We start from the raw sequence: 25,009 nt of genomic DNA, 5'->3' as shown, positions 1-25,009 counted from the left end.
GCGTAACAAACGTTAGTGGGCCTCGTCCTCGATCAGGCGTTCGTAGTCCGCCGCCTCCAGAAGATCCTCGGGGTCGGCGGAAAGCCGCACGCGCAGCATCCAGCCCTCGCCGTAGGGATCCTCGTTGACCAGGCCGGGGTTGTCGGCCAATTCCTCGTTCACGGCGATGACCTCACCCGTGACCGGGGCGTAAAGCTCGCTCGCGGCCTTCACGGACTCCACGCTGCCCATCTCCTCGCCCTGAGTCAGGGCCTGGCCGACCTCGGGGAGTTCCACATAGGTAAGGTCGCCGAGTTGTTCCTGGGCGAAGTGGGTGATGCCGAGCACGGCCTCGCCGTCCTCGATGCGGGCCCATTCGTGCGTCCGGGCATAAAGAAGATCGTCGGGAATCATGCGTCCTCCTGCGGGATGACGGGGGCCTTGATGTATCCCCCGCGCTGGCAGGGGTAGCCCCAAACGCCATCCTATGTAAAGCGCCTAAAGGACCTTTCGCAAGCGCTTTTCCCGGCCGGGACCGGCAAAGGCCGCGCGGCCCTTGAAAAAGCCGGTTCATGGGGCTATAGGCAGCTAATGCCGCATGCCGCCGCTGTTTCCAAGCCCGACCGCCCGTCCCTGTCCGGACGCGAAGCCCTGACCGTCGAGATTGCGGGCCGCGCGTGGACCTTTCTGCGCGAGGGCGACCTGGAGACCTTGTGGAACGAGCTTTCCGAGGACAGGCCCGACGCCGAGGACATGATCCCCTACTGGGTCGAGATGTGGCCCGCGGGCGTGGTCCTAGCCGAGCACCTCATTGCCCGAAGGGAGGAGATCGCGGGCCGGGACTGCCTGGACGTGGGCTGCGGCCTGGGCGTCTCGGCCATCGTCGGGGCCCATGCGGGCGCCCGGGTCACGGCCTTCGACATCATGCACGAGCCCTTGGCCTTCGCCCGCGACAGCGCTGCCCTCAACAATGCGCCGCAGCCGTTGTGGCTGCGCATGGACTGGCGCTTTCCGGCCGTGCGCGCGGGCGCGTTCCCCTTCATCTGGGGCGGCGACGTGATCTACGAGCGCCGCTTCTTCGAGCCGCTGGAAAAGCTTTTCCGCCATGCCCTGGCCAAAGGCGGCAGGGTCTGGCTCGGCGAGGCCCGGCGCGACGTGTCCAAGCCCTTTCCGGACCGCTTCCGCGAGTGCGGCTGGAACGTCGCCCACCTGGGCACCACCAAGCGCGCCTCGGCCACCTCGGCCATGACCGTGAACCTCTGGGAACTGACGTTGCCCGACCAGGAGTGACCGTATGGGACAGACCATCCGTTTCGGCGTTTCGCTCGATTCCGACCTGCTCGAAAAATTCGACAAGGTCTGCGAGGAGAAAAGCTACCAGACGCGCAGCGAGGCCATCCGCGACCTGATCCGCAACATGCTCGTGCAGCGCGAGTGGGAGGACGCAGACGGCGAACTGGCCGGAACCCTTTCCCTGGTCTACGACCACCACCAGTCCGACCTGGCCCAGAAGCTGACCGAGATCCAGCACGACGCCCACGACCTCATCCAATGCTCCATGCACGTGCACCTCGACCACCACAACTGTCTCGAAGTGCTGGTCCTGCGCGGCAACGGCAAGCGCATCCGCGATCTGGCGCAGCGCCTCATCTCCACCAAGGGCGTGAAGCACGGCAAGCTCGGCCTGACCACCACGGGCCACGACCTGAAATAGCGCCGCCCCTTTTCGCGCGGCGCGGGAACGACACGCGACATGCAAGACATCCAAAGCGGCCCCTCGGACGTGGCCCTGGCCATCGACCGGGTGGGCGTCAAGGGGCTGAAGGCCCCGCTCACCGTGCGCGACCGCGCGCGCGGCGAACAGCACACCGTGGCCTCCGTCGATCTGGCCGTGGACCTGCCCGCCGAGTTCAAGGGCACGCACATGAGCCGTTTCGTGGAGGCCCTGGGCCAGTGGAGCGGCGGCCTGGACTTCGCCTCCTGCAAGCGCCTTCTGGCCGACCTGCGCGAACGACTGCAGGCCTCCTCGGCCCACGCCCGCTTCGCCTTCCCCTATTTCGTCACGCGCGCCGCGCCCGTCTCCGGCAGCGTCGGCCCCATGCACTTCGATTGCCTGCTCGACGGCGAGCTGAGCGGCGACAAGCTGGTCTTCACCCTGCGCGTGGAGGTGCCGGTCATGACTGTCTGCCCCTGCTCCAAGGCCATCAGCCTGGAGGGCGCGCACAGCCAGCGGGCGCTCGTGCGCATCGCCTGCCGCTCCAAGAGCTTCTTCTGGATCGAGGAACTGGTCGAGATCGCCGAGGCGGCCGGATCGTCGCGCGTCTACAGCCTGCTCAAGCGCGAGGACGAGAAGTTCGTCACCGAGGCCTCGTTCGCCAACCCCTGTTTCGTGGAGGACGTGGTCCGCGCGGCCGCCAAGCGGCTGGCCGAGGACGGCCGCTTCACCTGGTTCCGGGTGGAGTGCGAGAGCCAGGAATCCATCCACAATCACGCAGCGTACGCCTCCATCCAACTCCCTGGCCCGGCAGGCCCGTGAAAAATCCGCGCTGGCGGCTTTTCCTCGCGCCTTGCCCTCGCGGTTTTTGACGGGCCTGCCTCGTGCCCGGACGGTGATTTTCTGGGAGAAGAACGTCGGTTGGGCATTGGGCGGCTGCGAGGGGTCAAAGCGGGTAGCCTGCCTCGTGCCCCGACGATAATTCCGTCGGACCTCGTGAAAAATCCGCGATGGCGGACATTTGACCTTGGCTTGGTTGGGGGGTATGAATCAAGCATGGTCAAAGGTCGGAGGACGCCATGAGTATCGACGTCAGCCTCCAAGCGTTGCATGCCTTCTCCCTGGCCCAGGCGGTCACGGCCAACAATGTGGCCAATGTCGAAACGCCTGGCTTCCAGGCCTCGCAGACCGTGCTCGAATCCGGCCCCGAGGATCGGGGTGTGCGCGTGGCCGCCATCGTGCCCGACGAGACGCCCGGCCCCCCGGTGCCCGGCTATCCGTCCCCGGATGCCCTGGACATGTCCACCTACGACAACAGCTACGCCGAGGGCTCCAACGTGAACCTCGCGGGCGAGATGGTCGATCTCATGACCGCCCAGCGCGCCTACGAGGCCAACCTCGTCAGCATCGCCAGCTACGACCAGATGACCGGCACCGTGCTGGACATAATGGCCTGAGCCGGGCCGCCTTTCCCATCGCGATCCTCCTCTTTCCGCATGAGTTCTTCCGGGCCGCAAAGGCCCGTTTTTTCGCGTTTCGTCTTGAGTCCGAGGCCTGTAACGGGTATGGGATGAACGTGGTTTATCCGCCCGGCGACGGGCCAAGCAACGCGACACACATTCATCAAGGAGACCATTCCCATGAAGAAGGCAGCCGGAAAGTCCGACAAGGACGCGCGCAAGGCCAAGGTCATCGAGGTTCTGAACAAGGCCAGGGCCATGGAACTGCACGCCATCAGCCAGTACATGAACCAGCACTACAACCTCGACGACAAGGACTACGGCGAGCTCGCCGCCAACATGAAGCTCATCGCCATCGACGAGATGCGCCACGCCGAGATGTTCGCCGAGCGCATCAAGGAACTCGGCGGCGAGCCCACGAGCGATCCGGGCGGCAAGACCGTCAAGGGACAAGACGTCAGGGAGGTCTTCCCCTTCGACGCCAACCTCGAAGACAACACCATCGACGTTTACAACCAGTTCCTGCTGACCTGTCGTGAGAACGGCGACAGCATCAGCGTCAAGCTCTTCGAGCAGATCATCGACGAGGAGCAGACCCATTTCAGCTACTTCGACAACGTGGGCGGCCACATCGACACCCTGGGAGACGCCTATCTCTCGCGCATTGCGGGCACCTCGGCCTCCACGGGCGGTACCACCAAGGGCTTCGCCATCAAGCCCGGCGGCGCCTAGCGGGCGATTCAAAGGCATCCATCTGATCGATAAAAGGCCCGGGCGCATGGTGAATGCGCCCGGGCTTTTTTCTTGTCTTGCGAGGCTTTTCCGTTGAAAATGGGGCCATCCCCGATGGAATGTCCCCATTTCCCGTTCAATACCAAAAGCCCTACTTGCCCGGTACGATCACGAATTCCACGCGGCGGTTGAGGCGGCGTCCGGCAGCCGTCTCGTTGGTCGCGGCAGGGCCGTCCTCGCCGTACCAGCGGGCCACGATGCGTTCGGTCCCGATGCCGTGCTTGCTCACGAGGTATTCCTTGGCGGCCAGGGCGCGGCGCATGGAAAGGCCCTGGTTGTACTTCTCAGGGCCGGTGGTGTCGGTGAATCCGGCCAGATAGATGGTCGAGCGGCTGTCCTTCTTCAGTTCGGCGGCCGCGGCGTCGAGCATGGTGGCGGCCCACGGCTTGATGTCGGACTTGTCGAAATCGAACCAGATGGAGGTCACGGGAATGAACCGCTCTTCCTCGACGACCACGACCTCGGTCAGCGGCACCAGCGAGCAGAGCTGGCCGGTGCAGACTTCGGGGTTGCGCACGGCGTAGTCGAAATCCACGTTGATGGAGCAGGGGCTGGCCGTGGCGATGCCGTTCAGAAGCTCGCGGCCGGGAGGCGTGGTCGCCAGACTCACGACCATGAAGCAGACGTCGTGACGCGAGGCGATGGAACGCGCGTAGCGGATGGGATCGTGGCTATCGGTGTTGATGCCGTCGGAGAAGAGGATGACCACGGTGCGGCCCTTGAAGTCCTTGATCAGGTCGGAGAGCTTCCACATGGCCTCGCCGATCGGCGTGGGCGGGCCGAAGGCGCGGCCGCCAGCCACTTCCCTGGGCAGTGCGTCGATGGCCCTGTCGAAGGCCGCCTTGTCGTAAGGCCTGGGACCGTAATATTCCTTCCAAGGCGTGAAGGTGTACAGGGCGGCGGTGTAGTCGAACTCGGGGATGTCGCGGTTCACGGCCTTGAGCAGGTCGATGGCCGCGTTGAGCCTATCCGTTCCGGATGGGGCGTAGGGGGCGGCCATGGAGCCCGAGCTGTCGAAGAGAATGACAAAGTTGTCGGCCGTCTGCACGTATCTGCTCATGGCCGAGGCCTGGGCCGCGCCCGGCAACGCAGCGATCATGAGGGCAATCGCCGCCAGCAGGGCGTGGAGCGGGGTGAGTCGGATGGTGCGCATGCGATACTCCTTTTTGCGGTCTGCGATCCAAAACCGCCACGAAAGCCGGACGGATAGTTTCACCTTAAAAGGGAAATGCGCAGCCAAGTCAAGCGCGGGAAGCGGTTTTCCGCGTCTTTGCGCTCAATTTTGCGTCATTGAATTGACACCGGGTCCTGGAATACGCATAGTCGCGCGAGCGCGGCATTTTTCTTTTTTGGGAGGCGGCCCGCATGGAACTGAATGTCGAGGGCATCATCGGCACGAGCCCGGTCTTGAAGGAAGTCTTCCGGATTCTGGCCAAGGTCGCGCCCACCGATTCCACGGTCCTGGTCACAGGCGAGTCGGGCACGGGCAAGGAACTGCTCGTGCGCGCCCTGCACCGCTCCAGCCAGCGCCGCGATCAGCCTTTCGTGCCCATCAACTGCGGGGCCATTCCCCGCGAGCTTCTGGAATCCGAGCTCTTCGGCCACGAGAAGGGAGCCTTCACCCACGCCGTGCGCACCCGGCCGGGCCGTTTCGAACTGGCCCAGGGAGGAACGGTCTTTCTCGACGAGATCGGCGAGATGGACCTCTCGCTGCAAGTGAAGATCCTGCGTGTGCTCCAGGAAAAGGAGTTCGAGAAGGTCGGCGGCACCAAGACGCAGAAGGCCGACGTGCGGGTTGTGGCGGCCACCAACCGCGACCTTGAGCGCGAGGTGGCCGAGGGCCGCTTCCGCGAAGACCTCTTCTACCGCCTGAACGTCATTCCCCTGCACCTGCCGCCCCTGCGCGAACGGGGCGAGGACGTGCTCCTGCTTGCGGAATTTTTTCTGAGGCGTTTTTGCGGCGGCAAGGGGCGTTCCTGCCTGGGCCTCTCGCCCGAGGCGCGGGAGATGCTGCGGACCTACCAGTGGCCGGGAAACGTGCGCGAACTCGAGAATTTCATGGAGCGCATGGCCATCCTTTGCGAAGGGGAGAGCATCACCCCGGAGGATCTGCCTGAGAAGATATGGCGCGATGCTGGCCGCGAGCGTCCGCCGCCGCCGCCTGCTCCTGCCACGCCGCAAGGGTTCGTCTGGCCTGTTCTCCAGGATCTGCGCGACAAGGGGCTAGGGCTCAAGGAATTCCTGGACACGGTGGAGGAGCGGCTGCTGCTCGAAGCGCTGAACGAATCGGGCGGGGTCAAGAACCAGGCTGCCGAGCTTTTGGGCATCAAGCGTACCACGCTCATCGAGAAGCTGAAGAAACGCAAGCTGGACAACAATTGAGCAGGAAATCATGGGCCAGGGTCAGGCTGCTGAAAAAACCCCATCTGCTGCGTTGCCACGAAAAGTTCAAACCCTTGCTTATGCGCAATACGCGTCGGCTTTGAACTTCTCTTGCGCCTTGCATCTGAAGCTTTTTGAGCAGCCTGGGAGATGGAGTTGGGCAACACGCTCGGCCTGGGCTTTCTCTTTTGCGGCCCGGGAAGGTCGCGCAGCGGGCCCGGCAGGCACAGGTGTTCCCCGCGCGCACGTTTTTTGCTTGGCAGGAGGCTGGTGAAACACGTCGGCCGTGCCGGATGGCTCCGGCTTCTCGTCGCGCTGCTTTTCGCGCATCTGCTCGCGCCCGCGCTCGCGTGCGCGCTCACGCTTTCCCACGCCGTGTCGCAGAGCACGGAAACCCTCGTCCTCACGTTCGACGGCCCGGCCCCGGAGGTTCAGGCGCAGCGCGTCGGCGCGGACCGCGTCGCGGTCATGGTTTCCGGCGCGAACATGGCCGAACAGGTTTTCGAGGGCAACCTCGTGGCGGGTGTCACGCCGCTTTCGGGCGGCTTCACCGTGCGTCTGAAGACGAGCGAGTTCGGGTTCATCCGTCTGCCCGCGCGCGGCAACGAGGTCGTGATCCAGTTTTTCCGTGATCCCATCGGCGCGCGCTGGCGGCCGCCCGAAGCGTCGCGTCCCGCTCCGGCAGCCCAGGCCGCGCCGCGCGCCCCTGCCAGGCCCCGGACGCCTGCCGCGCCGCAAACGCCCGCCCAGGCTCCGGCCGCTCCGGCCGCCTCGGCCCCTGCGCAACCTTCCCAGGCGTCGTCCCAGGTGCTTCCAGGCACACCCGCCGAAGTCGCACGTCCTCAGTCCGGGCAACCGGCTTCACAGCCGCCTGTCGGCCAGGCCACGGTCGTCGCGCCCGGGGCCTTGCGCGCTCCGGTGAGTGCGGCCGGGCCAGAGACCGCGCCCGTCTACGGCACCTCCCTGGCCGAGGCGCTCGCGCAGCCGGAAATCCGGGGCTCGGCCGAGACACCCGAGGACGCTTCCGCGCCTTTCGCCGCCCCCGGCGAGGTGCGCATGCCCGCCGTCAGAAAAACGTTGGCCGAGATTCTGGCCGAGGCCAAGGACGTCGAGGGCCGCGTGGTCGAGGCCATCGAGCGCGAGGCCGAGCATCTGTACCGCGATGCGCCGCTGGCCCAGGAGATCGACAAGGGAATGGCCCGCCTCGAAGGGGTTCCGGCCCTGCCCGGAACCGTCGCCGAGGTGCGCGACCCCGTGCCCGCCGAGCAGACCCAGGCCGAAGCCGCGCGCGCCGAGGCGACGGAGAAGGGGGTAAGCATCGACGAACTGCGGATGCAGTTCGACGACAGGCTACAGGAAGGCTTCGCCGCCGTCGAGGCTGGCCGAGGCTTGGACGCCGCAGCCATCTTCCAGACCCTGATCGACGATCCGGCTGTGCCGAACGACATCAAGGAGGAGGCGCTTTACGCCCGCGCGCAGGGGCTTTTCGCCCAGCACGCGAACGATCTTGCCGCGAACTTCCCGGTCGTGGTTGGGGCTTTCGAGCGGGCCATGAACTTTCGCCCGGACGGGCCCAAGGTGCCGTCCATCCTCATGAACCTGGGGCTGGTCAACCTGCGCGTGGGCAACGTGCCCGAGGCCACGGCCTACTTCAATCTGCTCCGGCAGCGCTATCCCGACGACGAGAACGTGCCCCTCACCGACTACTACTGGGGGCGCTTCCATTTCGACCGCGAGGATTACCAGCGGGCCGCCGACCATTTCCAGAATCTGGTCCAGAACCATCCGGACAGCCCGGTGATCCGCGAGGCGGCTGTCGGACTGGCCGATTCCCTGTCTCGTCTTGGGTATTACGACCAGGCCTTTCAGGTCATCGACTTCGTGGATAAGCGCTTTCCACGCTACTACGTTGAATCCCCAGAGTTCCTGCGTCTTTCCGGAAATATCGCCAACAACCTCGAACGCTTCGAGCGGGCTCGCAGCGATTACTGGGCTTTCTACAATCTCGACCCTACCGCGCCGGAGATCGACGTGGTCCTGGCGCGCATCGGCGACATCTATCTGCGCGAGGGCAAGAACGAGGCCGCGCGCGACGTCTACACCCACGTCGCCGAGAACTATCCCGATGAGCAGGGCGGGCTGGTGGCCCAGATGCGTCTGGCCGAGGAGGGCATCTACGACGATCCCTCCATGATGCAGATGTTCTCGGTCTTCGACCGGCGGTTCACTCTCAGGCCGTCCGAGATATACACCCGCATCGTGGAAAAGTATCCGCGCAGCGCCATAGCGCCGCTGGCCCAGACCAAGCTGGCCATGTGGTACTATTTCAACAATCGCCCCGACGAGGCGCTGGACGCCGTGGAGGGATTCTTCGCGCGTTATCCGCTGAACCCTCTGGCGGAGCGGGTCGAGGAGGTCGGCGTGGGCGTTTTCGAGCGCGCGGCCAAGGACGCGGTGGAGCAGGAGAACTGGCCGCGCATCGCGGGCATGTGGGAGCGCTTCCCCTTCCTTGCCCGGCTCGTCGAACGCATGACGCCTGACACGCGCATCGCCGTCGGTCTGGCCTATTGGCGGCAGAACCGTCCGGATCAGGCCCTGGAGATGGCGAAGCCGTTCCTGACCAGGCAGAAGCAGGGGGTGGTTTCCGAAATGGCCCTGAACATCGCCCTGGACGTCTATGTGGGGCAAAGCGCCTGGGCCGATCTCGCCGATCTCTACGAAACCGTGCGCGCTTGGCAGATGCCCGATATGCTGAGGCGGCAGCTCGATTTCGCCTCGGCCCTGGCTCTGACGAGCCTTGGCCGTCCCGAGGAGAGCGAGCCGTTATGGAGCAAGCTGGCCACGGATCGAAGCCTGAGTGCGGACCAGCGAGGGCTTGCGCTGTTTCACCTGGCCCGTTTCGCCCAAGCTGCGAACCAGCTCGAAAAATCCTTCCTTTATGCCCAGGAGTCGCTGTCCGAGCTTGTGCTCGCGGGCGCGCACAAGGAGCGGGTCAAGGATCTGATGTTTCTGCTCATGGACGTTACGCAGCGCGCGGGACGCCTTGAGGACGCGCTGCGCTGGGGGCTTGAGTACGACAAGCTCGTCACCCCGGACGAGCCGGAATGGGGCGCGTTCCGCATCCGGCTTGCGGACGTGTACCGCGACATCGGCGACATGGCGACCTGGCGCAGGATCATGGAGGACATCGTAGCCCGAAAACCAGGCACCATGGCCGCGCGTAGCGCCCGCTCGGCGCTTCAGGCCGACGACCTGCGCCGCCAGGCGGGCGAGTTCTCCGCTCCGATTCTTTAGCTGCGAAGCGTCAGGAGCGTGCTCACCCGGCCTTGTCGGTCGAGAAGGCTTCGGCCCGTCACGTCGGCGTGCAGGGCAGGTTGGCCGTCAGGTAGTTGCGCTCGTAGTCCGTCCACTTCACGCCCAAAAGCGCCATGGCCAGTTCCACGCACAGCTCCGCCGTGCTGTTGCGCTTGTCCATGAGCGGGTTGACCTCGATGATGTCCAGGCCCGCCAGGGGCAGGCGTTCGCCGATGGTTCGGCAGACGTAGGTGATCTCGCGGTAGGTGAGACCCCCGCGCGTCATGATGCCCGTGCCGGGCGCGAGGTGCATGTCCATCACGTCGGCGTCGAAGCTCACGTAGACCGCGTCCGTTCCCTGGGCCACGCGGGCGATGGCCTCGTCCATGACTCGCGACAGCCCCAGGTGCTCCAGATCGAAGGTCGAGTACAGGGCCACACCCTGCTCGCGCACGAAGGCCATTTCGTCCGGGTCCACGTCTTTTGCGCCGATGATGACCACGTCCTCGGGCCGCACCTTGGGCGCGAAACCCAGGCAGTTGACCAGATCCGGGTATCCGTGACCGAGCGAGATGGCCAGAGGCATGCCGTGGATGTTGCCCGAGGGGCTCGTCTGAGGCGTGTTGGCGTCGGCATGGGCGTCGATCCAGATGACGCCGAGTCTGCCGCGCGCCTTGGCGAGCCCGGCGATGGCCCCGATGGCCGTGGAGTGGTCGCCGCCGAGCACGAGCGGCGTCTCCCCGCGCATGGCGGCCTCGTGCACGTGGCGGCCGAGGTTTTCGGCCACGCGCGCGATTTCGGCCCGCTTGGCCGTGCCCCTGCGCTCGGGAGGCAGGCGGTCCAGGGCGAAGTTGTTGGCCACGTCCAGGTCGCCTTCGTCAAGATATGGGAATCCGGCGTGCTCCAGGGCCTCGAAGATGCCCGCGTAGCGAAGCGCCGTGGGCCCCATGTCCACGCCCAGCTTTGAGACTCCAAGGTCGAGTGGCACGCCGACCACGTTCACGGTGCTGCCCTTGGCGATCATGCGCCCGGCTCCTTTGCGGCTGAGTGTCTTCGGGTTGCACGTGGCGATTGTAGATGCTTGGGGCTGAAAAGCAAGCGGCGCATGCCTTTGGCGCGTTTGCATGGGCGCTGAATTGTGCTATGAGGAAAATCCTGCCCGTGGAGCATTTCGCCTCGCGGCCCAAGGAGGACGACATGGACCGGACCCCCATCGTCGCCGGACAGTTCTATCCCGGCCAAAGCAACGACCTGGAAAGGATGATCGTGGCCTGCGCCACCGGCGCGGGAGAGGCCGACATGGCCCCGGCGCTTTTGACCATGGTGCCCCACGCCGGATACGTCTATTCCGGGCAGGTCTGCGGCCGCACCCTGGCCCAGGCCAACCTGCCCGATCTGCTCGTGCTGCTCGGGCCGAGCCACACGGGCCGGGGCGCTCCGCTCGCGGTGTGGCCCGACGGCGTGTGGGAACTGCCCGGCGGCGGCTTGCCTGTGGACACGCCGCTGGCGGCGCATCTGGCGCAGATGGTGCCGGGATTCTCGGCCGACACGGCTGCGCACCTAGGGGAACATTCCCTGGAGGTGGTGCTGCCTTTTCTTCGTCACTTCAACAACGCCACTCGCATCGTGCCCGTGGCCGTTGCCGCGCGTGACAAGGACGCCCTGATCCAGGCCGGAAAAGGGCTTGCCAAGACGCTTGCCGCCTGGCCGGAACGCGCGGCCATCGTCGTCAGCTCCGACATGAGCCACTACCTGCCCGAGGACAAGGCCAAGGAGCGCGACGCCCTGGCCCTGGAGAACGTCCTGGCTATCGACCCGGTCGGCCTTTACGACACCGTGATCGGGCACGGGATAAGCATGTGTGGCGTGTTGCCCATGACGCTCGGACTCGCCGCGGTCGAGGAACTCGGGGCCACGTCGGCTAGGATCGCGGCCTACGCCACGTCGGGCGACGCCACGGGCGACCACACGAGCGTGGTCGGCTATGCGGGCGTCATCATCACCTAGGAGGAAATCCTCATGCGTCATGCACCGCGTTTTCGCGTCCTGGCCCTTGTGCTGTGCGCGATCATGATATCCGCCTGCGCCAGCCGCCAGCCGCTGCCGCAACCGCGCAAGGTGGCCGATCCCGATACCGTGCCGGGCTCGGTCAAGACCGCAGATTACGGCATCGCGGCCGTGGGTTACGCCTATTTCGGTGAGGGCATGGACTACCGCAAGGCCGGGCTCGAACCGGTCTTTCTTGTCTTCAAGAATTCCTCGGACAAGTCCTACGTGGTGGAATACTCCCAACTGCGCGGTATCGGCCCGCAGGGCGAGTTTCTGCCCTACAGTATCGACGAGGCCACGGAACTCGTGACCCGTTCCGAGGCGTTCTCGGTCACGGCGGGCGACGCCGCGCGCACTGGCGCGCTTGGCGCGGTGCTGGGCGCGGGAATCGGCGCCTTGCTCGGCACCATCGGCGGCGGCGACAATATCTGGAAGGGCGCTGTCATTGGTGGTGCAGCCGGCGCCATGGGCGGCGCAGTGGCCGGAGGCTGGGGGTCGGAGAGCGAAACCAGGCGCACCGTGCTCAGGGAGCTTTCGAGCTATGCCTGGACGTCGGAGCCGGTGCCGCCGAGTTACACCAAGGTGGGCTACGTCTATTTCCCGGGTGGCGTGGGCATTGAGCGTGTAACCCTGCTCGTGGCTCACGAGGGAGTCGTGACTCCTTACACGCTTCCGGTGGCGCACGTCTTCGACGAAAAGGCCGAAGCCAGATGAGCGCAACGGGTGCCGTGTGCGCCTGCGACGCACGGGGGAGGGAAGAGTATCTGGAGAACAGAGGGGCTTGCAGCGCGGACGGTCGAAACGCCGCCGCATTTCCATGTGTGCTCGTCGTGGACGACGAGCACCTGAACCGCTACACCCTCGAAAAAATGCTCACGGGGGAGGGGTTCGGAGTTCTTTTGGCCGCGAACGGCCCCGAGGGGCGCGCGCTCGCCCAGCGGCACCGGCCCGATCTGATCCTTCTGGACATCATGATGCCCGGCGAATCGGGCCTTGAGACGTTGACCAAGCTCAAGGCGGATCACCAAACGGCCTCCACGCCCGTCATCCTGCTTTCGGCCCTGACCGACGTGGAAACCAAGGTGCGTGGCCTCGACCTCGGGGCCGTGGATTATGTGACCAAACCCTTCGAATTCCGCGAGGTGCTGGCGCGCATCCGCAACTCGCTGAAGCTCGTGGCGGCCTACGAGACTGTCATCGCGGCCCAGGCCGAACGCCTGAACCAGGTGCGCGACGCGCAGCAGGCCATCCTGATTCGCCCCGAAGACATGCCCCAGGCGGGCTTCGCGGTGTCCTATCAGCCGGTGCTCGAAGCGGGGGGCGACTTCTACGATGTGATTCCCGCCGGTGACGGGCACGGCTATTTCGTGGCCGACATCAGCGGGCACGATCTCAAGGCTTCTTTCGCCACTGCCGGACTGAAAGCGCTGGTGCGCCAGAACTCGGGCCCGCTGTACACGCCCGCGGAAACGCTGGTCGCGATCAACCGCGTGCTCGGGCACGTGTTACCCTCCGGGGTTTTTCTGACCGCCTGCTACCTGACGCTCAACGCCCGGCGCAACCGCATCACGTACTTTTCCTGCGGCCACCCACCGGGCGTCCTGGTTCCCGCCTCGGGAGGGGAGCCCAGGCTGCTCGAAACCCCGGGCGACATCCTCGGGGTATTCGAGAGCGTGACCCTGCTGCCGCTTTCCATGGCCGTGGAGCCGGGAGACCGCGTGTATCTGTATACCGATGGATTGGTCGAGGACCCGGCTCGGGGCGGGCTGTTCGAAGGCATGGAGCGACTCGGGACCGCCTGCGGGCAGGCGCGGGGGTTGCCGCTTCCGCAGGCCGTGGAGCACGTCCGGCAAGTCGTGTGTGACGGGCGCGCCATGTGCGACGATGCCGTCCTGCTCGCAGTGGAGGCTTGAAGATGCTCGTAACGCTTCGCCGCTTGGGCATGGTGGTTTTTCAGGCCACGGCCGACGTCGAGAACATCGACCACATCTGCGCCATATCGGAGCGCTTTCTCAGACAGGAATGCGGGGAGGTGGACACCTTCGACCTGAGCCTCGCCCTGCGCGAGGCGTTGTCCAACGCCATGCTGCATGGCTGTGCCGGACGGCAGGGCGCCAAGGTCTTCTGCGAACTGACCCTGACGGACGACGTGCTGACCGTGCTCGTGCGCGACCCGGGGCCGGGATTCGATTGGCGCGCACTTCCAAGACGCGAGCCTGAGCCGGACGACGAACACGGAAGGGGATTCCACCTCATCCGCGCTCACGCCGACACGGTGAACTTCAACGAGGCGGGCAACGAATTGACGTTCAGCAAACGTTATGACTGCGCGGGCCGACCGCAATCCTCGGTCTCGGCTACGGCGGATGGCATCACTTTCCGGCCTGGCCGCGACTTGGTGGCCTCTACGGTGGAGGGGGTGCGGGTCGAGATCGCCGGGCTGCTCGCGGAGAGCGAGCCGCGGCTGACCATGGATCTGGACGGCGTGGGCATGGTGGATTCCCTGGGCATGGGGCTTTTCGTGGCCGTGCACAACACACTGCGGGCGCGCGGTGGCGGGCTCTCGCTCATCAACGTGGCCCCGAGAATTCACGCTCTGCTTCACGCCATGCGGCTGACCAGCCACTTCGCGGTGCAAAAGGCCGGGGAAGGGTAGGCAGGCTATCGTTTTGGATCGCCGTCACCCATGCAGACGGCCGTGAACCATGTGCTGAGTTCTTCCTTCCCGATCCGGCCTGCAACAACTCCCTGGGTGATGCGCTCCATTTCGACCGGGTCGGGGAGTTCCCGTACTCCGTTCACGTCGAGAAAAACGAGGGCGGCCCCTCGCGGGGCCGCCCGTCGGCGTTTCATATGGGAAGGGATGGGGAGCGGCTAGGCGGGAAGGTCCGCGAAGCCTCTCCCGCGCGCGGGCCCCTTGGGGATGCTACCTGCGGCCGCCCCGGTCTCCGCCGCGTCCGCCGCGATCTCCACCGCGTCCGCCGCGATCGCAGCGGTCACCTCCGCGGCCTCCGCCGCCCCTGGGGGCGCTGAAGCTGGACAGATCCACTTCCTGTCCGGCCTGCTCCATGAGCCAAGCCTTGCGGGAGAGGCGAACGCGGCCGCCGGGCTGGACCTCCACGACCTTGACCATGACCTCCTGGCCCACGGCCAGCAGGTCGGAGACGTTCTCCACGCGCTCCACGTCAAGTTGGGAGACGTGCAGGAGCCCTTCGAGGCCGGGCAGGATTTCCACGATCGCGCCGCAGTCGATGATCTTGATGACCTTGCCCGCGTAGTTGGCCCCGACCTCGGCGGTCTGGTCGTAGTAGAGGATCATCTCCTCGGCCTTCTTCAGGGATTCGAGGGTCGGCGCGAATATCTTGATGTGGCCGGTGTCCTCGATGTCGATGTCGGCCTCGGTGGCGGCGGTGATGGCCTTGATGTTCTTGCCCCCGGAACCGATGACCTCGCGGATCTTCTCGGGGTTGATGACCACGGTCTTGTACTGCGGCGCGAGATCGGAAAGGTTCTCGCGCGGAGTTTCGAGCACCGTGGACATCTCGGAGAGGATGTGCAGGCGCGCGTCGCGGCTTTGCAGCAGGGCGCGGCGCAGCACCTCCTTGGGAATGCCCGAGATCTTGATGTCCATCTGCACGGCGGTGATGCCCTCGGCAGTGCCCGCGAGCTTGAAGTCCATGTCGCCCAGGGCGTCCTCGTCGCCGAGGATGTCGGTGAGCACGAAGAACTCGTCGCCGACCTTGCAAAGGCCCATGGCGATGCCCGCCACCGGGGCCTTGATGGGCACGCCCGCGTCCATCAGCGCCAGGCAGCCGCCGCAGACCGAGGCCATGGACGAGGAGCCGTTGGACTCCATGACCTCGGAGACCACGCGCACGGTGAAGGGGAACTCGCCGTTCTCGGGCATGACCGCGAGCAGGGCGCGCTCGGCCAGGTTGCCGTGGCCCACCTCGCGGCGCGAGGGAGCGCGCAGCATGCGCGCCTCGCCCACGCAGTAGGGCGGGAAGTTGTAGTGCAGCATGAAGTTCTTGGTCGTCTCGCCGGTCAGCGTCTCGATGCGCTGTTCGTCGCGGGAGGAACCGAGCGTGGTCACGCACAGCGCACTCGTCTCGCCGCGCCTGAAGAGCGAGGAGCCGTGCGCCTGGGGCAGCAGGCCGACCTCGATGGACAGGGGCCGCACCGTGGTCAGGTCGCGGCCGTCGATGCGCCGCCCCGTGGTGCGGATCTTCTCGCGCACGATCTGCTTCTCCAGGGCGTCCAGGGCCTCGGAGAGGTGCTTGTCAAAGGCGAGATCGTCCACGAAGCGCTCGGCCAGCGCCTCGCGGGCTTTCGTGCGCACGGCCTGCATGGCGGCGCGGCGCGGCATCTTTTCGGTTACGGCCAGGGCCTCGGCCATGTCGGCGCGGGCGAATTCGAAGACCGCCTCGACCAGCTCCTTGTTTTCAAGGGGCGGGGTGAACAGGCGCTTGGGCTTGCCCACCTTGGCGCGCAGTTCCTCCTGCATGTCGATGAGCGGCAGGATCTGCTTGTGGCCCCACTCGATGGCCTCGGCGATGAGGTCTTCGGGCAGGAACTTGGCCGCACCTTCGACCATGACCACGGCATCGCGCGTGGCCGCCAGGACCAGGTTGAGGTCGGTGTTGTCGGCCATGCCCTTGTAAGTCGGGAAGAGGACGAAGGAGCCGTCCACGTAGCCGACGCGCGCGCAGGCAATGGGCCCGCCCCAGGGAATGGAGGAGATGTGCAGGGCGGCCGAGGCGCCGGTCAGGGCCAGCACGTCGGGGCTGGTGTGGCGGTCGGCCGAGAGCACGGTGGCGATGATCTGAGTCTCGTCCTTGAAGCCCTTGGGGAAGAGCGGACGCAGCGGGCGGTCGATGAGGCGCGAGATCAGGGTCTCGCGCTCGGACGGGCGGCCCACTTCGCGGCGGAAGTAGGAGCCGGGGATGCGGCCGGCCGCGTAGAACATCTCCTGGTAGTTGCAGGTCAGCGGAAAGAAGCCACGGTCGATGTCCAGGGTCTGGCTGCAGGCGGTCACCAGGACCACGGTCCCGCCGGACTGGATCCAGACTGCACCGTCGGCCTGGTTGGCCATGCGGCCGGTCTCCATGGTGATGTCGATGCCGCCGATGGTGGCCGTCAGACTGGTCTTCTCGAAAGGTACGGGCATTGAATGCTCCTTGGGTTGGGTGTTCTCGTCCCTGGAGCGTTAGCTGGGCTGTGGAGAGGGCTCTGCGCGAAAAGCGCCCGCCACAGCCAACTAACCCCGCTCCGAGGGATCGCGTGTCGCCCGGCCCCTCTCACGGGAGGGGCCGGGCGGGGGAAGCTACTTGCGCAGCCCGAGCCGGGTGATCAGCTCGCGGTAACGCGCGACGTCCTTGTTCTTCAGGTAGTTGAGCAGCTTGCGGCGCTGGCCGACGAGCTTCAACAGACCCGTGCGGGAGTGGAAGTCCTTGGAATGGACCTTGAAGTGTTCGGTCAGGTAGGTGATGCGGTTGGTCAAAAGGGCCACCTGCACCTCGGGCGAGCCGGTGTCGCCTTCGTGTTTGGCGTAATCCTTGATGACCTGTTCCTTCTGGTCGGGCGTCATGACCACAGCGGTTCTCCTTTCTCGATGATGTTTTGTTGAGGTTTTGAGGGTCAGGCGGCTACCACAGGCCGCGCAGGATGGCCCAGCGAATATCGCGGGCCTCGGACACGGTTTCGGCAAGGGCCACGGGCGCGCCGTTTTCATCGCAAAACAACGCGCGCGCTCCCTCGCCGGCCTGTCCTCGCGCGGAGAGCCTGACCCCGTTTTTGACCTGGGCGACCTCGTGCGCCGTGAGCGGCGCCTTGGGCCAGTCGGGTAACGCGTCGGGGATGCTCACGAGCCGTCCGGAAACGATTCCCGGTTCGTCGAGCACCTCCTGAAGCGTCACGGCCTGTTCCAGGGTGAACGGGCGGCTTTCCTCGCGCCTGAGCGCGGTCATGACGGCGCCGCAGCCAAACCGCTTCCCCAGGCTGTGGACCAGGGAGCGGACATAGGTGCCTGCGGAGCAGGTCACACGAAATTCGGTCTCCGGCAAGGCAATGTCAAGTGCCTCGGCCCCGAAAACCGTTATTTCCTTGGTTTTGACGGGAACTTCCTGCCCTGCCCGGGCCAGGGCGTAGAGCGGCTTTCCCTGATGTTTGGCGGCGGAGTACGCAGGGACTTCCTGCACTGTCTCGGCCGTCCAGTCAAGCACGGCCTTGCGCACGGCCTCGGGGTCGAGCCCGCGCCAGTCCGCCTCGGTCAGTACCTGCCCGGTGTTGTCGTAGGTGTCGGTGGTCAGTCCGAACCTGAGGGCTCCGCGATAGGTCTTGACCGCGCCGGAGAGGAATGTGGCGATCTTGGTGGCCTGACCGAGCAGCACCACGAGCACGCCCGAGGCCAGGGGATCGAGCGTCCCGGCGTGACCGATCTTTTTCTGCCCCAGCCGCTTGATGGCGTTCAGGCAATGCGTGGAGGTCGGCCCCACGGGCTTGTCGAGCACGAGCACGCCGTCGAGCTGCGGCAGCGGATACGGCTCGCGGAGGCCGCGCGGGACGCTCACCCGGAAGTCTCCCCGCCGTCGGGCAGGATGGCCGCGCAGGCGGCCACGATGTTCGCGGCGGCCTCCTCGATGGGCAGGGCGACGGAGCCGCCGCTGGCGTTCTTGTGGCCGCCGCCGCCGAAGCGGGCGGCCACTTGTTGCACGTTGACCTCGCCGTGGCTGCGCAGCGAGAATTTGATGGATCCGTCGGGCTCCTCGCGCAGGGCGATGGCGATGAGCACGCCGCGCACTCGGCGCAGCATGTTGATCAGTCCGTCCGTGTCGGCGATGTCGGCCTCGCAGGCCTGCATCACTTCTTTGGTGATATTGATGAGGCCGATGCGTCCCTTGTTCAGGAGCACGGCCTTGCCCAATACGTCTCGCATCAGGCAGATGCGGGCGGGCGTCCACTGGTTCTGGATCTTGGCGTTGATCGGGCCGGGGCGCAGGCCGAGCTCCATGATCCGCGAGGCCAGGGCAAGGGTGTGCGTGGTGGTGCTGTCGTAGCTGAACCAGCCGGTGTCCGTGACGATGGAGAGGTAGACCGCCTCGCCGAGCGCTCCGCTCAGGGGAACGTCCAAGTCGCGGGCGAGCTTCGCCACCATCTCGCCCGTGCTCGAATAGCTCTTGCGCACCCAGTTCACGGTGGCGAACTCGGGATTGCCAAGGTGGTGGTCGATGTTGATGCTGCTGCGCAGCGGCCACACGGCGGCCATGTCCGGACCCACGCGCGAGAGGTCGCCGCAGTCGAGCGAGATGATCCAGGGGTAGTCCCCGGCGGGCAGGTCGGTGTGGATCGGCGCGGGCAGCTCCAGCCAGTCGAAGGACGCGGGCAGGCCGGAGCGGTTGTAGAGCGCGAACCGCTTGCCCAGCGAGGCGAGCAGCCAGCCCATGGCGGCCATGGAACCTATGGCGTCGCCGTCGGGGTTGGTGTGCGAGGCGATGAGAAATCCGTCCTCCTCGCGCAGGATGCGGACGATTTCGTCACGGACGGCGCTCATAGACCATTTCCTCAAGGAACTCGTCGTCCTGGAAGCGCAGTTCGGGAATTTTCTTCATCTTCAGAGCCTTGCCCAGGCGCGAGCGCAGAAAACCCCTGGCCCGGTCAAGGGCCTCGTGGACCTGCTTGTGGCGCTCAGGCCCTCCAGAATAGGTGAGCAGCACCAAAGCCACGGAAAAATCCGCGTTCAGGCGCACGCCGCTGACCGTGACCAGTTCGAGGCGCGGGTCGGCCACTTCCTCGGCCAGAAGGCGCGCGATCTCGCGCATGATCAGGTCGCCCGCGCGGTCGGCGCGGCGGGAGGTTGCGTGTTTCATCGTGCCTCGTCGTCGAAAATCTCGATTTCCACGTCAGCCAGGTCTTCGTCGCTGGCTGCCTCGACCATGTTCAGGGCCTTCTGCAGTCGCCCCTCGATGGTCTTGTAGTCAGGGCCGCAGGTCACGGCGGCGAGCAGAAGCCTGCCGTGCTCGTCCTGGGCGCCGACCTCGGAAACGGCCACGTTGAACTTGGAGCGCAGTTTCATCTTCAGGCTTTGCGCCACGCGGCGTTTTCCCTTGAGGCTGTCGTTGCCGTGCAGCCGAAACTCCATGCGCAATATGCCAATATACATGCTTAATCAGGTCCGGTCGAGGGGCGTTGCGGCGGCCGGTTCCGGCTTCGGGCCGCCGGGCGCGCTCACGCGGGAGGCGCCCGCGCTCCTGCCCTGGGCGGCCCGCACAGACCGCCCAGGGCAGGGAAGCGCTACAAGGTGGCCGCGGATTCGACGAATTCGAAGGCCTCGATGATGTCGCCCGTCTTGATGTCGTTGTAGTTGTTGATGGTGATGCCGCACTCGTAGCCCTTGGAGACTTCCTTGACGTCGTCCTTGAAGCGCTTGAGCGAGCTCATCTCGCCCGTGTGCACGACCACGCCGTCGCGGATAAGGCGGATTTTGGCGTCGCGCCGGATCTTGCCGTCGATGACGCCACAACCCGCGATCGTGCCGATGCGCGAAATGTGGTAGAGTTCGCGCACCTCGGCCTGGCCCAGGTAGTTCTCGGAGATGACCGGGGCGAGCATGCCCGCCATGGCGTCCCTGATTTCGCCCACCAGCTTGTAGATGATGTCGTAGAAGCGGATTTCCACGTGCTGCTGGTCGGCCACGTCCTTGACCTTGGCGTTCGGCCGCACGTTGAAGCCGATGATGATGGCCTCGGAGGCCGAGGCGAGCAGGATATCGGATTCGGTGATGGCGCCGGCGCCCGAGTGGATGATGTTGATCTTGACCTTCTCGGTGCTGGCCTTGGCCAGGGCGTCGGCGATGGCTTCGAGCGAGCCCTGCACGTCGGTTTTGACCACGAGGTTTAGGGTCTTGACGTCCTGGTCGGGTTTGGACTTGAGGAAGGATTCCAGGGTAACCTTGGACTCCTTGGCCAGTTCGCGCTCGCGCTGCTTCATCTGCCGTTCGTCGGCGATGCGGCGGGCGACCTTTTCGTCGGCCACGCAGACGAACTCGTCGCCTGCCTCGGGCAGGCCGTCGAAGCCCTGCACCTCGACCGGCATGGCCGGGCCGGCCTTCTTGATCTTTTTGCCCTGGTCGTTGAACATGGCGCGGACCTTGCCCCATTGCAGGCCGCAAACGAAGGCGTCGCCCTGGCGCAGGGTGCCTTCCGAGATGAGCAGCGTGCCCAGCGAGCCGCGTCCCTTATCGAGTTTGGCCTCGACGATGTGACCGCGCGCGGGCTTGTCGGGGTTGGCCTTGAGTTCCAGGACCTCGGCCTGCAGGAGGATCATCTCCAGAAGCTCGTCGAGCCCCTGGCGTTGTTTGGCCGAAACGTAGGCATAGATCGTCTCGCCGCCCCACTCCTCGGGCATCATTCCCAGTTCGGAGAGTTCGCGCTTGACACGGTCGGGGTTGGCCCCTTCCTTGTCCATCTTGTTCACAGCCACGACGAGCGGAACGCCCGCGGCCTTGGAGTGGTTGATGGCCTCGCGGGTCTGCTCCATGACGCCGTCGTCGGCCGCCACGACCAGGACCACGATGTCCGTGACCTTGGCGCCTCGGGCGCGCATGGCGGTGAAGGCCTCGTGGCCCGGGGTGTCGAGGAAGACGACTTCGCCGCGCGCAGTCTGGACGTGGTAGGCGCCGATGTGCTGCGTGATGCCGCCCGCTTCGCCGGCGGTCACGTCGGAGCTGCGGATGGCGTCGAGCAGCGAGGTCTTGCCGTGGTCCACGTGGCCCATGATGGTCACGACCGGCGGCCTGGGCTTCATGTCCTCGGGCTTGTCCGTCTCGGAGGGGATCAGGAAGGTCTCCTCGGAGAAGCCGACCTTCTCGACCTCGTAGCCGAACTCGGTGGCCACTACTCCGGCGGTCTCGATATCGAGCGACTGGTTGATGGTCGCGAGCACGCCCAGGCCCATGAGCACGCGGATGATCTCCGGGGCCTTGACGCCCATCTGATGGGCCATGTCGCCCACGCGGATGGCGTCCTCGATCCTGAGCTTGCGCTTGGCGGCCTTCATGGGCTGCGTGGTCTGCGGCTGCGCCACGGGCTGCTGGCCGCGGCGCGGCTGCATCAGATGCTTGGGCGCCATGTCCTCGCGGCGAGAAGCTCCCGGATGCTCGCGCTTGCCCTTCTTACCTTTCTTGCCCTTGCCGTCGGTGGGACGGGCCGGGGCGGCCGGGCGCGGCGCCTCGGGCGCGGGCGTGTTGCGGAACTCGACCACGCGGCGGTCGCGGCGCGGGGCCCGCGCGTCGTCGCCCGCGGGCGCACCGGGCGTACCGGGCGCGGCGGGTCTGGGAGCGGGCTTGGGAGCGGGTTTGGCCGCCGCCGGGTCGGGCCTGGAGATGATGCGCACCTGCGGCCCGGAGAATTTTTCCTTTTTCTTGTCCTTGTCTTTCTTGCGGCCCCGTGCATCGGCGTCGGCACGCTCCTCGGAAGGAACCTCGGTTTCGGCCGGAGTTTCGGCCTCGACTTTTGCCTCGGCTTCGGCAGGCGTCTCTTCGGCAGTTTCGCGCTCCCCGGTCTCTTCGGCCTCAAGCACGGGCTTTTCCTCGCTCGCTTCAGGGGCCGTCTGTCCGGCTGCGTCGCTCGCGGCCTCGGACGCGGAGACGTCGCTTTCGGCCGCCTGGACGGCGGGAGCTTCGGCTTCGGGCGCTTTCACCGGAGCGATGACGCGCGCGAAGCGCTCCTTGATCTTGGCCGGGGTTTTTTCCGGCTCGGGCTCGGCGAATTCGGGAAACTCAGCGTCGCGTGCAGCGGCCTCGCGCAACTCACGGTCCTCGTCGCCTTCGGCCGAGATGTCGCTCTCGGCGGTCTCGGGGGCGACGGGCTCCTCGACGGGAGGCGCGACCTCGACTTCGAGCGGGGTCTCCTCGATGGGCGTCTCGGCAGCTTCGCCGGCCTCCTCGGTTCCGGAGGGCAGGACCTTCTTGCGGCGGCGGCGCACCACGCCGGGCTGCACTTCCTTGATGACTTCGGTCACGGTCACGCCCTGCGCGAGCCGCTGGCGAACGAGCTTCGCCTCATCGTCCTCAAGGGTGCTGACCTGGCTCTTGACCTGGATATCCAGGTCGCGGAGCACCTGAAGGATCTCCTTGTAGCTGACGCCGAGATCGGCGGCGAGATCCCGCACCTTGATGCTTCCCATCAAAAAACCCCCTTGCATTTCTTCCGCCAGCCCTTCAGGGCAGGCAGCCGCGCCTGGCACTCCCGACGCCCGCAACAGTAAAAGCCTCTTCCCGCAAGCCGTTGCCGCGGATCGAATCGCAGTTGGCCGTCAGGCGTGTCCGGGCAGACGTAGCGCATAAGACTCCATTTTTCAAAACGCCCCCGGCAGACCATGCAGGTGCGCAGGGGCGTGTGCTTTCTACTGGACATCGTCCTTGTCGGTGGCGGCCTCTTCCGTGGCCGCCGGTTTTCCGTCCGAAGTTTCGGTCTGTACGGGCTCCTCGCCCATCTCCCCCGATTCCTCCAGGGATTCTTCCGGCTCCAGGGGCTTGCTCGGCATGAGCAGGCGCACCGCGCCACGCACATGGCCGAGCTTTTCCTCGCTCATTCCGGTGATGGCCAAAAGGGCCTCGTCGTCGGCTTCGAGAAGCTGTTCGAGGGTCTCGAACCCGGCGTTCAGGAAGCGTTCCACCGGCATTTCCGCCACGGCCGCCACCTGCTCCATAGACTCGCGGGCCACGTGCAACTCGCCGTAGCGGGTCTCGGTGAAGATGTCGATCTTCCAGCCCAGGAGTTTGGAGGCCAGTTTGACGTTTTGCCCTTTGCGGCCGATGGCCAGGGTGAGCTGGTCGTCGGGAACCACCACTTCGAGGAGCTTGTCCTCCTCGTCCACGGTGATGCGCGTGATCAGCGCCGGGGAGAGGGCGTTGCGCGCATAGTCGGCGATGTCGGGCTTCCAGACTACGATGTCGATGCGCTCGCCCCTGAATTCTTGGACCACGGCCTGGATGCGGCTGCCCCGGATGCCCACGCACGCGCCCACGGGATCGACGTCGCGGTCGCGCGACATCACGGCCACCTTGGCCCGGCTGCCCGGATCGCGCGCCACGCCCATGATACGCACTGTGCCGTCGGAGACCTCAGGCACCTCGCGCTTGAACAGCGCGGTCATGTAGTCGGGGTGCGAACGGGAGATGAGAACCTGCGGACCGCGGCCTTCCTTGAGGACGTTGATCACGTAGCCCTGCACGCGGTCGCCGCGCTTGTAGCGTTCCTTGGGGATCTGCTCCTCCTTGGGGAGCAGGGCCTCGGTGCGGCCGAGGTTGATGATCCACCCGGTGCGGTCGCGGCGCTGGATGATGCCAGAGACGATCTCGCCGATGCGGTCTTTGTATTCCTCGTAGATGATTTCCTGTTCGGCGTCGCGCATGCGCTGGATGATGACCTGCTTGGCGCTTTGCGCTGCGATGCGTCCCAGATCGTGGATTTCGAGCTTGAAGCCCAGATCGTCGTCGATCTGGACGTTGGGGTCGTGCGCCTTGGCGTCCTCAAGGGCGATCTCGGTCAGTTCGTCTTCGACCTCGTCCACCACGACCTTGAATTGGAAGACTTCGATTTCGCCGGTATCGTCGTTGAAGGAGACTTCGACGTCGATGTGCTCGCCGTATTTGCGCAGGACCGAGGTGCGGACGGCCTCCTCAAGCGTGTCCACGAGGAGGTCGCGGTCGATGCCGCGATCCTTGCTGATCTGATCGATGGCCTTTTTGAGTTCGGTGCTCATGACCCCTCCGGGGAAATCGTGCGTCGCAAAAGAGTATCAGTGATATATTTCAGGAATGCGCGCCTTTCTTGACCGCGTCCCAGTCGGTGATGCGCAGGCGGCATTTGGCCACGTGGGAAAAGGGCAGGGCGTAGCTCACGCCGTCCACCGCGACATGCATCGTGTCGCCGTTCACCCCGGTCAGTTCTCCTTTGAAATTGCGGCGGCCCGGCACGTCGGGAAGGGGCGCGTGCAGCCGCACCTCGACCGTGGCGCCCACGTGGGACGCGGCCTGGGCCGGAGTGAACAGGGGTCTCTCCAGGCCCGGCGAGGACACTTCCAGCGCGTAGCGCCCCGGGATGGGGTCCTCGACGTCGAGCAGGAGGCCGATGTGTCTGCTGACCGTGGCGCAGTCGTCGATTGTCACGCCACCCTCGCGCTCGATGTAGACGCGCACGATCAACTGGCCCTCGCCGCCGACGAGTTCCAGGCCGTAGAGTTCAAGGCCCAGGCCCGCGACCACGGGGGCGATGAGCCTTTCGAGAGTGTCAGCGAGATTCGTGGTATCCATAAAACGTCAGTCCGGTCCTTGCGCGGC

General features: G+C 65.8%; 24 protein-coding genes. 11 read left to right on the top strand and 13 right to left on the bottom strand.

From position 1 onward, the window contains the following. Window positions 1-12: 12 nt before the first annotated feature. The gene (gene gcvH, locus DSAT_RS03680; RefSeq protein WP_020886241.1) at window positions 13-393 is read right to left on the bottom strand and encodes a glycine cleavage system protein GcvH; all 381 of its coding nucleotides are present in this window, start codon (window positions 391-393) and stop codon (window positions 13-15) included. A 177-nt stretch (window positions 394-570) separates the two neighbouring features. On the opposite strand from gcvH, the gene DSAT_RS03675 reads away from it, so the two are divergent. The 5 genes from DSAT_RS03675 to DSAT_RS03655 all read left to right on the top strand — a co-directional run bounded on the left by DSAT_RS03675 (window position 571) and on the right by DSAT_RS03655 (window position 3,885). Beyond that, a complete protein-coding gene (locus DSAT_RS03675; RefSeq protein ID WP_020886240.1) occupies window positions 571-1,269 on the top strand; it encodes a class I SAM-dependent methyltransferase in 699 nt (232 codons plus the stop codon). A 4-nt stretch (window positions 1,270-1,273) separates the two neighbouring features. After that, window positions 1,274-1,693 (top strand): nickel-responsive transcriptional regulator NikR, encoded by a 420-nt coding sequence (gene nikR / locus DSAT_RS03670; protein WP_020886239.1) that lies wholly within the window; start codon window positions 1,274-1,276, stop codon window positions 1,691-1,693. A 39-nt stretch (window positions 1,694-1,732) separates the two neighbouring features. Further along, on the top strand, window positions 1,733-2,515 hold the full coding sequence (gene folE2 / locus DSAT_RS03665; protein WP_020886238.1) for a GTP cyclohydrolase FolE2: 783 nt from the start codon (window positions 1,733-1,735) through the stop codon (window positions 2,513-2,515). A gap of 257 nt (window positions 2,516-2,772) precedes the next feature. Continuing rightward, window positions 2,773-3,150: a flagellar basal body rod protein FlgC gene (locus DSAT_RS03660; RefSeq protein WP_020886237.1), complete on the top strand. Its 378-nt coding sequence runs from the start codon at window positions 2,773-2,775 to the stop codon at window positions 3,148-3,150. 183 nt (window positions 3,151-3,333) lie between these two features. Next, a complete protein-coding gene (locus DSAT_RS03655; protein WP_020886236.1) occupies window positions 3,334-3,885 on the top strand; it encodes a bacterioferritin in 552 nt (183 codons plus the stop codon). A 151-nt stretch (window positions 3,886-4,036) separates the two neighbouring features. On the opposite strand, the gene DSAT_RS03650 is transcribed toward DSAT_RS03655, so the two are convergent. Further along, a complete protein-coding gene (locus DSAT_RS03650) occupies window positions 4,037-5,098 on the bottom strand; it encodes an OmpA family protein (protein ID WP_020886235.1) in 1,062 nt (353 codons plus the stop codon). Window positions 5,099-5,310: 212 nt separating this feature from the next. Here DSAT_RS03650 and DSAT_RS03645 point away from each other — a divergent pair, with 212 nt between their 5' ends. After that, window positions 5,311-6,327 (top strand): sigma-54 interaction domain-containing protein, encoded by a 1,017-nt coding sequence (locus tag DSAT_RS03645; RefSeq protein WP_020886234.1) that lies wholly within the window; start codon window positions 5,311-5,313, stop codon window positions 6,325-6,327. Between the two features lie 270 nt (window positions 6,328-6,597). After that, on the top strand, window positions 6,598-9,621 hold the full coding sequence (locus tag DSAT_RS03640) for a tetratricopeptide repeat protein (RefSeq protein WP_052167327.1): 3,024 nt from the start codon (window positions 6,598-6,600) through the stop codon (window positions 9,619-9,621). Between the two features lie 58 nt (window positions 9,622-9,679). On the opposite strand, the gene rocF is transcribed toward DSAT_RS03640, so the two are convergent. Further along, window positions 9,680-10,645, bottom strand: coding sequence for an arginase (rocF, locus tag DSAT_RS03635; RefSeq protein WP_020886232.1), 966 nt, complete (start codon window positions 10,643-10,645; stop codon window positions 9,680-9,682). Between the two features lie 173 nt (window positions 10,646-10,818). Here rocF and amrB point away from each other — a divergent pair, with 173 nt between their 5' ends. Genes amrB through DSAT_RS03615 form a run of 4 tightly spaced genes read left to right on the top strand, consistent with a single transcriptional unit; the run spans window position 10,819 to window position 14,326 of the window. After that, the gene (amrB, locus tag DSAT_RS03630) at window positions 10,819-11,628 is read left to right on the top strand and encodes an AmmeMemoRadiSam system protein B (protein WP_020886231.1); all 810 of its coding nucleotides are present in this window, start codon (window positions 10,819-10,821) and stop codon (window positions 11,626-11,628) included. A gap of 12 nt (window positions 11,629-11,640) precedes the next feature. Then, the gene (locus DSAT_RS03625) at window positions 11,641-12,384 is read left to right on the top strand and encodes a hypothetical protein (RefSeq protein ID WP_020886230.1); all 744 of its coding nucleotides are present in this window, start codon (window positions 11,641-11,643) and stop codon (window positions 12,382-12,384) included. Continuing rightward, window positions 12,381-13,583, top strand: coding sequence for a PP2C family protein-serine/threonine phosphatase (locus DSAT_RS03620; RefSeq protein WP_020886229.1), 1,203 nt, complete (start codon window positions 12,381-12,383; stop codon window positions 13,581-13,583). Before DSAT_RS03625 ends, DSAT_RS03620 begins: the two co-directional genes overlap by 4 nt. A gap of 2 nt (window positions 13,584-13,585) precedes the next feature. After that, on the top strand, window positions 13,586-14,326 hold the full coding sequence (locus DSAT_RS03615; RefSeq protein ID WP_020886228.1) for an ATP-binding protein: 741 nt from the start codon (window positions 13,586-13,588) through the stop codon (window positions 14,324-14,326). A gap of 270 nt (window positions 14,327-14,596) precedes the next feature. Here DSAT_RS03615 and pnp read toward each other — a convergent pair whose 3' ends face one another. From pnp to rimP, 10 genes are all read right to left on the bottom strand, one after another. Continuing rightward, the gene (gene pnp / locus DSAT_RS03610; protein ID WP_020886227.1) at window positions 14,597-16,837 is read right to left on the bottom strand and encodes a polyribonucleotide nucleotidyltransferase; all 2,241 of its coding nucleotides are present in this window, start codon (window positions 16,835-16,837) and stop codon (window positions 14,597-14,599) included. A gap of 156 nt (window positions 16,838-16,993) precedes the next feature. Then, window positions 16,994-17,263 (bottom strand): 30S ribosomal protein S15, encoded by a 270-nt coding sequence (gene rpsO / locus DSAT_RS03605; RefSeq protein WP_020886226.1) that lies wholly within the window; start codon window positions 17,261-17,263, stop codon window positions 16,994-16,996. 52 nt (window positions 17,264-17,315) lie between these two features. Continuing rightward, window positions 17,316-18,239, bottom strand: a complete 924-nt coding sequence (gene truB, locus DSAT_RS03600) for a tRNA pseudouridine(55) synthase TruB (protein WP_020886225.1) — start codon at window positions 18,237-18,239, stop codon at window positions 17,316-17,318. Further along, window positions 18,236-19,219 carry a DHH family phosphoesterase gene (locus tag DSAT_RS03595; protein ID WP_020886224.1) on the bottom strand — a complete coding sequence of 328 codons (984 nt, stop codon included), beginning with the start codon at window positions 19,217-19,219 and terminating at the stop codon, window positions 18,236-18,238. Before DSAT_RS03595 ends, truB begins: the two co-directional genes overlap by 4 nt. Continuing rightward, a complete protein-coding gene (gene rbfA / locus DSAT_RS03590; protein ID WP_020886223.1) occupies window positions 19,203-19,535 on the bottom strand; it encodes a 30S ribosome-binding factor RbfA in 333 nt (110 codons plus the stop codon). Before rbfA ends, DSAT_RS03595 begins: the two co-directional genes overlap by 17 nt. Further along, window positions 19,532-19,828, bottom strand: coding sequence for a DUF503 domain-containing protein (locus DSAT_RS03585; RefSeq protein WP_020886222.1), 297 nt, complete (start codon window positions 19,826-19,828; stop codon window positions 19,532-19,534). The genes rbfA and DSAT_RS03585 overlap by 4 nt, the downstream gene beginning before the upstream one ends. Window positions 19,829-19,959: 131 nt before the next feature. After that, complete coding sequence (infB, locus tag DSAT_RS03580) at window positions 19,960-22,851, bottom strand: translation initiation factor IF-2 (RefSeq protein WP_020886221.1); 2,892 nt, start codon at window positions 22,849-22,851, stop codon at window positions 19,960-19,962. Continuing rightward, a complete protein-coding gene (locus DSAT_RS15080) occupies window positions 22,851-23,045 on the bottom strand; it encodes a DUF448 domain-containing protein (RefSeq protein ID WP_268870151.1) in 195 nt (64 codons plus the stop codon). Before DSAT_RS15080 ends, infB begins: the two co-directional genes overlap by 1 nt. Before the next feature lie 25 nt (window positions 23,046-23,070). Then, window positions 23,071-24,432 (bottom strand): transcription termination factor NusA, encoded by a 1,362-nt coding sequence (nusA, locus tag DSAT_RS03575; RefSeq protein ID WP_020886220.1) that lies wholly within the window; start codon window positions 24,430-24,432, stop codon window positions 23,071-23,073. A 49-nt stretch (window positions 24,433-24,481) separates the two neighbouring features. Beyond that, a complete protein-coding gene (rimP, locus tag DSAT_RS03570) occupies window positions 24,482-24,982 on the bottom strand; it encodes a ribosome maturation factor RimP (RefSeq protein WP_020886219.1) in 501 nt (166 codons plus the stop codon). Window positions 24,983-25,009 lie beyond the last annotated feature (27 nt).

Origin of the sequence: Alkalidesulfovibrio alkalitolerans DSM 16529 (assembly GCF_000422245.1) — a bacterium.
GTDB classification, from domain to species: domain Bacteria; phylum Desulfobacterota; class Desulfovibrionia; order Desulfovibrionales; family Desulfovibrionaceae; genus Alkalidesulfovibrio; species Alkalidesulfovibrio alkalitolerans.
Note: the sequence above shows the minus strand (reverse complement) of the source record. Positions and strands in the feature narration are given on the sequence as shown.

Bases quoted from the DNA above. Each gene is read 5' to 3' on its own strand.
- amrB (WP_020886231.1), top strand. From the start codon at position 10,819: ATGGACCGGACCCCCATCGTCGCCGGACAGTTCTATCCCGGCCAAAGC.
- rimP (WP_020886219.1), bottom strand. From the start codon at position 24,982: ATGGATACCACGAATCTCGCTGACACTCTCGAAAGGCTCATCGCCCCC.
- infB (WP_020886221.1), bottom strand. From the start codon at position 22,851: ATGGGAAGCATCAAGGTGCGGGATCTCGCCGCCGATCTCGGCGTCAGC.
- rbfA (WP_020886223.1), bottom strand. From the start codon at position 19,535: ATGAAACACGCAACCTCCCGCCGCGCCGACCGCGCGGGCGACCTGATC.
- DSAT_RS03615 (WP_020886228.1), top strand. From the start codon at position 13,586: ATGCTCGTAACGCTTCGCCGCTTGGGCATGGTGGTTTTTCAGGCCACG.
- DSAT_RS03650 (WP_020886235.1), bottom strand. From the start codon at position 5,098: ATGCGCACCATCCGACTCACCCCGCTCCACGCCCTGCTGGCGGCGATT.
- DSAT_RS03660 (WP_020886237.1), top strand. From the start codon at position 2,773: ATGAGTATCGACGTCAGCCTCCAAGCGTTGCATGCCTTCTCCCTGGCC.
- DSAT_RS15080 (WP_268870151.1), bottom strand. From the start codon at position 23,045: ATGGTCTGCCGGGGGCGTTTTGAAAAATGGAGTCTTATGCGCTACGTC.
- pnp (WP_020886227.1), bottom strand. From the start codon at position 16,837: ATGCCCGTACCTTTCGAGAAGACCAGTCTGACGGCCACCATCGGCGGC.
- nikR (WP_020886239.1), top strand. From the start codon at position 1,274: ATGGGACAGACCATCCGTTTCGGCGTTTCGCTCGATTCCGACCTGCTC.
- DSAT_RS03625 (WP_020886230.1), top strand. From the start codon at position 11,641: ATGCGTCATGCACCGCGTTTTCGCGTCCTGGCCCTTGTGCTGTGCGCG.
- DSAT_RS03595 (WP_020886224.1), bottom strand. From the start codon at position 19,219: ATGAGCGCCGTCCGTGACGAAATCGTCCGCATCCTGCGCGAGGAGGAC.
- DSAT_RS03620 (WP_020886229.1), top strand. From the start codon at position 12,381: ATGAGCGCAACGGGTGCCGTGTGCGCCTGCGACGCACGGGGGAGGGAA.
- folE2 (WP_020886238.1), top strand. From the start codon at position 1,733: ATGCAAGACATCCAAAGCGGCCCCTCGGACGTGGCCCTGGCCATCGAC.
- DSAT_RS03585 (WP_020886222.1), bottom strand. From the start codon at position 19,828: ATGTATATTGGCATATTGCGCATGGAGTTTCGGCTGCACGGCAACGAC.
- gcvH (WP_020886241.1), bottom strand. From the start codon at position 393: ATGATTCCCGACGATCTTCTTTATGCCCGGACGCACGAATGGGCCCGC.
- DSAT_RS03655 (WP_020886236.1), top strand. From the start codon at position 3,334: ATGAAGAAGGCAGCCGGAAAGTCCGACAAGGACGCGCGCAAGGCCAAG.
- nusA (WP_020886220.1), bottom strand. From the start codon at position 24,432: ATGAGCACCGAACTCAAAAAGGCCATCGATCAGATCAGCAAGGATCGC.
- rocF (WP_020886232.1), bottom strand. From the start codon at position 10,645: ATGATCGCCAAGGGCAGCACCGTGAACGTGGTCGGCGTGCCACTCGAC.
- DSAT_RS03645 (WP_020886234.1), top strand. From the start codon at position 5,311: ATGGAACTGAATGTCGAGGGCATCATCGGCACGAGCCCGGTCTTGAAG.
- DSAT_RS03675 (WP_020886240.1), top strand. From the start codon at position 571: ATGCCGCATGCCGCCGCTGTTTCCAAGCCCGACCGCCCGTCCCTGTCC.